Annotated in this window: 7 protein-coding genes and 1 pseudogene; 3 read left to right on the top strand and 5 right to left on the bottom strand. The window is 69.5% G+C overall.

The genetic code is table 11. The features are described from left to right. Positions 1 to 546: GNAT family N-acetyltransferase (locus QZ772_RS15795; RefSeq protein ID WP_295528155.1), on the top strand; the 546-nt coding region annotated here is incomplete at its 5' end. Between the two features lie 111 nt (positions 547 to 657). On the opposite strand, the gene QZ772_RS15790 is transcribed toward QZ772_RS15795, so the two are convergent. Then, the gene (locus QZ772_RS15790) at positions 658 to 915 is read right to left on the bottom strand and encodes a Sir2 family NAD-dependent protein deacetylase (RefSeq protein WP_295528153.1); all 258 of its coding nucleotides are present in this window, start codon (positions 913 to 915) and stop codon (positions 658 to 660) included. 16 nt (positions 916 to 931) lie between these two features. Between QZ772_RS15790 and QZ772_RS15785 the strand changes: the two genes are divergently transcribed. Then, entirely contained in the window at positions 932 to 1,465 is a 534-nt protein-coding gene (locus QZ772_RS15785) for a DinB family protein (protein WP_295528151.1), read from the top strand. Between the two features lie 30 nt (positions 1,466 to 1,495). Here the strand turns inward: QZ772_RS15785 and QZ772_RS15780 are convergent, their stop codons facing one another. The 4 genes from QZ772_RS15780 to QZ772_RS15765 form a co-directional block, all read right to left on the bottom strand. Beyond that, positions 1,496 to 1,873, bottom strand: coding sequence for a hypothetical protein (locus tag QZ772_RS15780; protein ID WP_295528148.1), 378 nt, complete (start codon positions 1,871 to 1,873; stop codon positions 1,496 to 1,498). A gap of 37 nt (positions 1,874 to 1,910) precedes the next feature. After that, entirely contained in the window at positions 1,911 to 2,246 is a 336-nt protein-coding gene (locus QZ772_RS15775; RefSeq protein ID WP_295528145.1) for a hypothetical protein, read from the bottom strand. Positions 2,247 to 2,538: 292 nt separating this feature from the next. Then, entirely contained in the window at positions 2,539 to 5,682 is a 3,144-nt protein-coding gene (locus QZ772_RS15770) for an efflux RND transporter permease subunit (protein WP_295528142.1), read from the bottom strand. Beyond that, positions 5,679 to 6,992 carry an efflux RND transporter periplasmic adaptor subunit gene (locus tag QZ772_RS15765; protein ID WP_295528139.1) on the bottom strand — a complete coding sequence of 438 codons (1,314 nt, stop codon included), beginning with the start codon at positions 6,990 to 6,992 and terminating at the stop codon, positions 5,679 to 5,681. Before QZ772_RS15765 ends, QZ772_RS15770 begins: the two co-directional genes overlap by 4 nt. A 209-nt stretch (positions 6,993 to 7,201) precedes the next feature. Here QZ772_RS15765 and QZ772_RS15760 point away from each other — a divergent pair. After that, a pseudogene (locus QZ772_RS15760) lies at positions 7,202 to 7,495 on the top strand (radical SAM protein); the annotation flags it as partial.

Genomic DNA, 7,495 nt, shown 5'->3' with positions numbered 1-7,495 from the left:
TACCGGGTGGCGCGTCACTTCTTCAGCATGGTGCGAGCAAGCCTGGACGGCATTCCAGACTTTGCGCTGCCGCTGGGGCTGGAACTGCGGCCGGTCGAATCGACCCACTACCGCGCCATCTGGGAAGCGCACCAGCAGGCCTTCCGCACCCATTGGGGCTTTGCGCCCGGCACCGAGGAGGACTATCTCGCCTGGTTGTCGAGCCCCGTCTTCCAGCCTGCACTTTGGCAGGTGGCGTGGGACGTCGAGTCGGACCAGATCGCCGGCCAGGTGCGGACCTACATCGACGCCACCTGGAACCGCGCCAATGGCGTGCAGCGGGGCTGGACCGAGTTCATCAGCGTGGGCGAGCCGTGGCGGCGGCGCGGTCTGGCGCGCGCGCTCATCGTGCGCAGCCTGCGGGCCCAGCAGGCCGTCGGCATGACGCAGTCCGGACTCGCCGTCGACACGCAGAACCGCGACGGCGCGCTTCGCGTCTACGAAAGCTGCGGCTTCGTGGCGGCGAAGCGGGACTGCATCTACCGCAAGCCCCTGCTGCTGGGCTGAGGGGCGGTGCGGCGGCGGGTCAGGCATGCAGCAGGGACGGCAATGCATGGGCCGCCGTTGCGCACCAGTGCAGGTCGCCCGGTGCCATGCCCGCCATGTCATCGGGATTGATCACCACCACCGGCCGGCCCCGATCCCGCGCCGGTCGGCCAGACCGGCGGCCGGCTGCACGACGCCGGAGGTGCCGACCACGAGCAGCAGATCGGCGTCGCCCACCGTGGCCATGGCGCGGCGCCACGGCCCCTGCGGCAGTGCTTCGCCGAACCAGACGACGCACGGCCGGATGCGTCCACCGCAACGGGGGCAGCGGGGCGGCTCCAGCCGCTCCACGCCCGGCGGCATGGAGGGCATCGGGGCGGCGGGGTTCATGGCTACAGTCTGCGCCATGACCCCCGCGCTCTGCACCCTCATGGCCGACTACAACCGATGGATGAACGAGCGGCTCTACGACGCTGCCGCCACCCTGCCCGAGGCCGCGCTGTTCGAGGACCGCCGGGCCTTCTTCGGCTCGCTGTTCGCCACACTGGGCCACATCGTGGCGGCCGACCTGATCTGGCTGAACCGTTTCGTCCAGTTGCCGGCGCTGGCCGAACTGCGCGGGCCGCTTTCCGCGCTGCCGGCCCCGACGGGCCTGCGTGACCGCGTGGCCGACAGCCTTTCGATGCTCCGGGAGCGCCGGGTGCAGACCGACGCCCTGATCTGCGACATGGTCCGGCGGCTGGAGCCCGTTCATTTCGATGAGGTGGTTCGCTACGGCAACACCGCCGGTGCCAGCCAGGCCAAGCGCTTCGGTCCGCTGCTGCAGCACTTCTTCAACCACCAGACACATCACCGCGGCCAGGCCAGCACGCTGCTGTTCCATGCGGGCGTGGACGTGGGCGTGACCGACCTGAATGCGTTGATCCCCAACGAGGTCTGAAGAACGCAGAAAGGGGCTGGCCGCTCTCAATCAACCTGGCACGAACAGCAACTGCCCGTGGTTCGATGGCCGGTAGCTGAACTTGCCGCTCATCACGACCTTGCCGGCGATGCGGGCGGTCCAGCTGTAGTCGCCCACATGCATGCCGGCGTTGCCGAAGTCGCTGGGGTAGTGCACGGTGCCAGCGCGTTCGCCGCTCATCTGGGGCGCGGCCGTGGCGGTGGTGGTCTTGCCGCCCGGCATGGTGACGGTGAACTCGACAGGCGCCTGTCTGCTTGCGGCCCGGTCGCTGACGCTCAGCGCGATCGCCGGTCGCGCGAGGTACAGGACCGACTGGGCCATGACATGGGGGCTGGCGGCCGTGGTGAGTCCGAGAGCAATGGCGAGGACGAAGCGTCGAAGGATCATGGGACTTGCTGCGTTGAAGGGAGAGGCGGTCGACGCATCAGTCGCCACATCGAACGGTCCGCTGGTTGGGCAACCCCGGCCCTTCCCATGGCGCCGGGCCGATGACGGTGCCGACGCCCCAGCCGTACTCGAAGCGCTCGCCGCTCGCGAGCGTGCCGAAGGCGCTGATGCGGCCCTTGCCGGAGTCGAAACCCCAGCGTTGCGTCAGCCGATCGATGGTCACGCGGGTGCCCGGCGGCACGGTGCGCAGAAGGCTCCGGCGGTGAAAGGCGTCATTGCGCGTGTCGCGCGGATGGTCGAACAGCACGAGTGTCTCGGCATCGCCCACGCGGTAGAGGCCGGTCTCCCGCTGCAGCATCACCGCGGCGGGCACGCGCAGCGGCAGGCAGCCGGCACGGCTGAGGTCGTCCGTGCCTTGGCAGCCCGCGAGCCAGACGGTGCCAGCGCATAGCGTCCAGGCAAGACGTCGCAGGCCTGCTGTGCCAGGGCCTGGACGCGGACGGCAGGTGCGCGAAAAAGGGTCGACCGGCATGAGCGCGTTCTGACCCGGTCGAAGGCTTGCGTGCGTAGGACGCGGGCGATTTGTTCGACAGCTCAGCCGCTGCGCCGCACGGGCTGACGCGCGCCGCCCCGAACAGTGCGGACAAGGCAAGCAGACAGGCGGCTCAGGCCGCCGCGTCCTGCATCCTCTGTGCCTCGCGCCGCTTGCGCCCGATGGAGCGCACCAGCAGATAGAACAGCGGCACATAGAAGATCGCCAGCACGGTGCCGGTGATCATGCCGCCGATCACGCCGGTGCCGATGGCGTTCTGGCTGCCCGATCCCGCACCGGTGGCGATGGCCAGCGGCACCACGCCGGCCACGAAGGCGAGCGAGGTCATCAGGATGGGCCGCAACCGCAGCTTGGCGCCCTGGATCACCGCGTCCCAGGTCGACAGGCCGCGCCGTTCGCCCTCGGCCGCGAACTCCACGATCAGGATCGCGTTCTTGGCCGCCAGGCCCATGGTTGTCAGCAGGCCCACCTGGAAGAAGATGTCGTTGTCCATGCCGCGCAGGTTGGCCGCCACCAGCGCGCCCACGATGCCCAGCGGCACCACCAGCAGCACCGAGACCGGGATGGTCCAGCTCTCGTACAGCGCCGCCAGCGCCAGGAACACCACCAGCAGCGAGATCAGGTACAGCGACAGCGCCTGGCCCGAGGCCAGCTTCTCCTGGTACGACAGGCCCGTCCACGCATAGCCCACGCCCTGCGGCAGTTCGGCCACCAGCTGCTCCATGCGCGTCAGCGCCGCGCCCGAGCTTTCGCCGCGCACGGCCTGGCCCTGGATGTTGAAGGAGGGCAGGCCGTTGTAGCGCGTGAGCGCCATCGGGCCGTAGCTCCAGCGCGGCGTGGCCACACTGGCGAAGGGCGCCATGGCGCCGGTGCTGGTGCGCAGGCTCCAGATGCCGATGTCCTCCGGCGTCATGCGGAAGGGCGCATCGGCCTGCAGGTACACGCGCTTGACGCGGTTGCGGTCGATGAAGTCGTTGACGTAGGCGCCGCCGAAGGTGATCGACAGCAGCGAGTTCACATCGGTCTGCGTGATGCCCAGCGAGCCCGCCTTGGCGCGGTCGATGTCCACCTGCAGCGTGGTCTGGTCCTCCTGGCCCTGGAAGCGCACCTGCGTGAGCAGCGGGTCCTGCCGGGCCTTGGCCAGCAGCTGGTCGCGGATGCCGCGGAAGCGCTCGTAGTCCATGGCGCTGGTGTTTTGCAGTTGCAGGTCGAAGCCGGCCGAGTTGCCCAGGCCCGAGACGGCCGGCGGCGCGCTCATGAAGATGCGCGCCTGCCGGTCGCCGGCGAAGGCCTTGCCGGCACGCTCCAGCACGGCGAAGGCGGTGTTCTCGCGGCCGGGGCGCTGCTCCCAGTCTTTGAGGGCGATGAAGCCCTGGCCCTGGTTCTGACCGGCGCCGGCGCTGGTGAAGCCGGGCGACACGAACACGCCGTCGACCGTGTCCTTCTCGTTCTCGGTGAAGTAGCGGCTCACCCGCTCGGCCACCTCGCGGGTCTGGTCCAGCGTGGCGCCGCCGGGCAGGTTGTACTGCACGAACAGGCGCCCCTGGTCCTCGTCGGGAAGGAAGCCGGTGGGCGTGCGCATGAACATCACGGCCATGCCGGCGCAGATCACCGCATAGATCGCCATGAACAGCCAGCGCCGGGGCAGCCGCTTGCGCAGGCTGCCCTCGTAGGTGTCCATGCTGCGGTCGAAGAAGCGGTTGAAGGCGCCGAAGAAGCCGGTGGTGCGCTTCGGCTTGGGCGCATCGCCGGCATGCTGCTTGAGCAGCGTGGCGCACAGTGCGGGCGTGAGCACCAGCGCTACTAGCACCGACAGCACCATGGCCGAGACGATGGTGATCGAGAACTGCCGGTAGATGATGCCGGTGGCGCCGCCGAAGAAGGCCATGGGCAGGAACACCGCCGACAGCACCACGCCGATGCCGATCAGCGCGCCGGTGATCTCGCCCATGGACTTGCGCGTGGCCTCCTTGGGCGAGAGGTGCTCCTCTTCCATGATGCGTTCGACGTTTTCCACCACCACGATGGCGTCGTCCACCAGCAGGCCGATGGCCAGCACCATGCCGAACATCGTGAGCATGTTGATGGTGAAGCCCGCCACCGCCAGCACGCCGAAGGTGCCCAGCAGCACCACCGGCACCGCAATGGCCGGGATCAGTGTGGCGCGCCAGTTCTGCAGAAAGAGGAACATCACCAGCACCACCAGCACGATGCCTTCGACCAGCGTCTTGATCACGTCCTTGATGGCGCGCTCGACGAAGGGCGTGGTGTCCAGCGGATAGGACACGTCCACGCCGGGCGGGAACTGGCCGCGCATCTTGTCGACGGCGGCCTTCACGCCGGCAATGGCTTCCAGCGCATTCGCCGTGGGCGCCAGCCGCACCACCACGCCCGAGGCCGGGTAGCCGTTGTAGCGGCCGGTGAAGTTGTAGTTCTCGGAGCCGATCTCCACCCGCGCCACGTCCGACAGGCGCACCAGCGAGCCGTCGCGGTTGGTGCGCAGCAGGATGTTGCGGAACTCATCGGGCGTGCGAAAGCGCGACTGGGCCGTGAGCACCGCGCTGAAGTTCTGGCCGTCCACGGCCGGCGCCGCGCCCACCGAGCCGGCCGCCAGCTGCACGTTCTGCTGCACGATGGCCGTCTGCACGTCGCCCGGCGTCATCGAGAAGCCGCGCAGCTTGTGCGGATCGAGCCAGATGCGCATGGCGTACTGGCCGCCGATCACCGACACCTCGCCGATGCCGTCGATGCGGCTGATCGGGTCCTGCAGGTCGCTCACCAGGAAGTCGGCGATGTCGCCGGGCGAGAGCTGCCCGGTCTTGTCGTAGAGCGTGACGATCAGGTCGGGCGCCACGCCGGCCTTGCGCACCGTCACGCCCTGGTCCTGCACCTGCTGCGGCAGCCGGGGCAGGGCCTGCTGCACGCGGTTCTGCACCTGCACCTGCGCGGTGTCGGGATTGGTGCCGGGCTCGAAGCTCACGAAGATGGACACGCGGCCCGTCGAGTCGCTGCGCGCCGACATGTACAGGTAGCCGTCCAGGCCGGTCAACTGCTGCTCGATGACCTGGGTGACGCTGTTCTCCACCGTCTGCGCGCTGGCGCCGGGGTAGAAGGCGTTGATGCTCACGGCCGGCGGCGCCACCACCGGGTAGCGCGTGACGGGCAGCAGGTGGATGGCCAGCGCGCCCGCCAGCATGATCGTGATGGCGATGACCCAGGCGAAGATGGGCCGGTCGATGAAGAAGCGCGAGATCATGGGTTGCTGCGCGGTGCGGCGTTGGCGGCATTCGCCGTGTTCGCGGCAGCGGCAGCACTCGCCGCGTCCGGGCGGCCGCCTGCAGCGGCGGCAGCGTCGCGGCCCGGAGCCTGAGCTGCGGGGGCGGCGCCCGTGGCCGCCGATGCAGGACCGCCGGCCGGCGCCATCTTGACGCGCACCGCCGCACCGGCCTGCGCGTTCTGCGCGCCTTCCAGCACCAGCCGGTCGCCGGCCTTCAGGCCCTCGGCCACCAGCCAGCCGGTGCCCACGGCGCGGCTGGTGACGACAGGACGCACTTCGAGCTTGTCGCCGTCTCCCACCACGCGCACCGTCGGGTTGCCGCGCCGGTCGCGCTGGATGGCCGAGGCCGGCACCACGATGCCCTGGGGCGTGGTGCCCTCATCGACCACCGCGCGCACATACATGCCGGGCAGCAGCAGGCCGTCGGGGTTGGGAAATTCGGCCCGCAAGGTGACCGAGGCGCTGCTCGGGTCCACCGTCACCTCGGCCAGCTTGATTCGGCCCTCCTGGGCATAGCGGCTGCCGTCTTCCAGCATCAGCGCCACCTTGCGGCTGTCGCCCTCGCGGCTGATGCGGCCGGCGGCCAGCGCCTGGCGCAGCCGCAGGATCTCGGCGCTGGACTGCGCGATGTCCACATAGATGGGATTGAGCTGCGAGATGGTCAGCAGCGGCGTGGCCTGCGCGGCCGAGACCAACGCGCCTGGCGTCACGGCGCTGCGGCTGGTGCGCCCGCCGATGGGCGCGGTCACCCGGGTGTATTGCAGGTTGATGCGCGCCGTGTTGAGGGCTGCCGATTGCACCTTCACGTTGGCCTGCGCCTGCTCGTAGGCCGCGATGGCGTTGTCGTGTTCCTGCCGGCTCACTGCGTTCTGCGGCAGGAGTTGCCGATACCGTTCGGACAGGGCCCGCGTCGAGGCGACCGTCGCCTGGGCATTGGCCAGTGCGCCCTCCGCGCGCTGCACCTCGGCCTCGAAGGGCCGCGCATCGATCTCGTAGAGCACCTGGCCGGCCTTGACCGTGCTGCCTTCGACGAAGGGCCGCGCGCGGATGATGCCGCCGACCTGCGGCCGCACCTCCGCCACCATGGAGGCCGCCGTGCGCCCGGGCAGTTCGGTGCGCAGTGGCACGACGGTCGGCCTGACCGCCTGAACCAGCACCTCGGGCGTTGGCGGCGGCGCGGCCGCCTTCTTCTGGGCATCGCCATTGCGGCAGCCCACCAACAGCACGAGCGAGACGACACAAAAGCAGGTCAGGGCGCGGCGTGCGCCCGGCGAGGGAATGCGGCTCAAGATGGGGTCCTGGCGGAAGGAGGCGGGGCGGCACCGGCGCCCGCGAAGCGCGCAAGCGTAAGCGGCTTCTGTATAGGGCATGCAAAGTTCTCACATGTCCCACGGCGGTCGAGGGAAAACCCCAGCAGGACCTGACTTTTACAATGACTGTATAAAAAAACAGTCTTGGCGCAGAATGATCTGCCCTCGCCGTTACCAGGCCCTTCCGAATGCCCGACGCTCTCATCCCCGTTCACGCCATCAAGGGCCGCGGCGCCGCCACACGCCTGGCCCATCGCTTCTCCCGCGACGAGCGCAGCGCATTCGACGACGGATGGGCGGACGAGTCGCCCCCGGGCGCGGACGGCGAGTCAGGCGGAGAAACCGAGCATCGGGCGCCCGCCACCGAGGTCCGCTTCGAGGACGCCCGTTCCGCCCTCAGCGAGAACGACTCGCCCGACATCTCCTTCGACCGCTCCCTCAACCCCTATCGCGGCTGCGAGCATGGCTGCATCTATTGCTTC

Source organism: uncultured Pseudacidovorax sp. (assembly GCF_913773995.1).
Taxonomy (GTDB): Bacteria; Pseudomonadota; Gammaproteobacteria; order Burkholderiales; family Burkholderiaceae_C; genus Xenophilus.
The sequence above is the reverse complement of the archived record's forward strand: the minus strand, read 5'-3'. Positions and strand labels throughout refer to the sequence as shown.

What these genes read in the sequence shown, in the direction of transcription:
- QZ772_RS15780 (WP_295528148.1), bottom strand. Translation starts at nt 1,873, where the DNA reads ATGATCCTTCGACGCTTCGTCCTCGCCATTGCTCTCGGACTCACCACG.
- QZ772_RS15770 (WP_295528142.1), bottom strand. Translation starts at nt 5,682, where the DNA reads ATGATCTCGCGCTTCTTCATCGACCGGCCCATCTTCGCCTGGGTCATC.
- QZ772_RS15790 (WP_295528153.1), bottom strand. Translation starts at nt 915, where the DNA reads ATGAACCCCGCCGCCCCGATGCCCTCCATGCCGCCGGGCGTGGAGCGG.
- QZ772_RS15785 (WP_295528151.1), top strand. Translation starts at nt 932, where the DNA reads ATGACCCCCGCGCTCTGCACCCTCATGGCCGACTACAACCGATGGATG.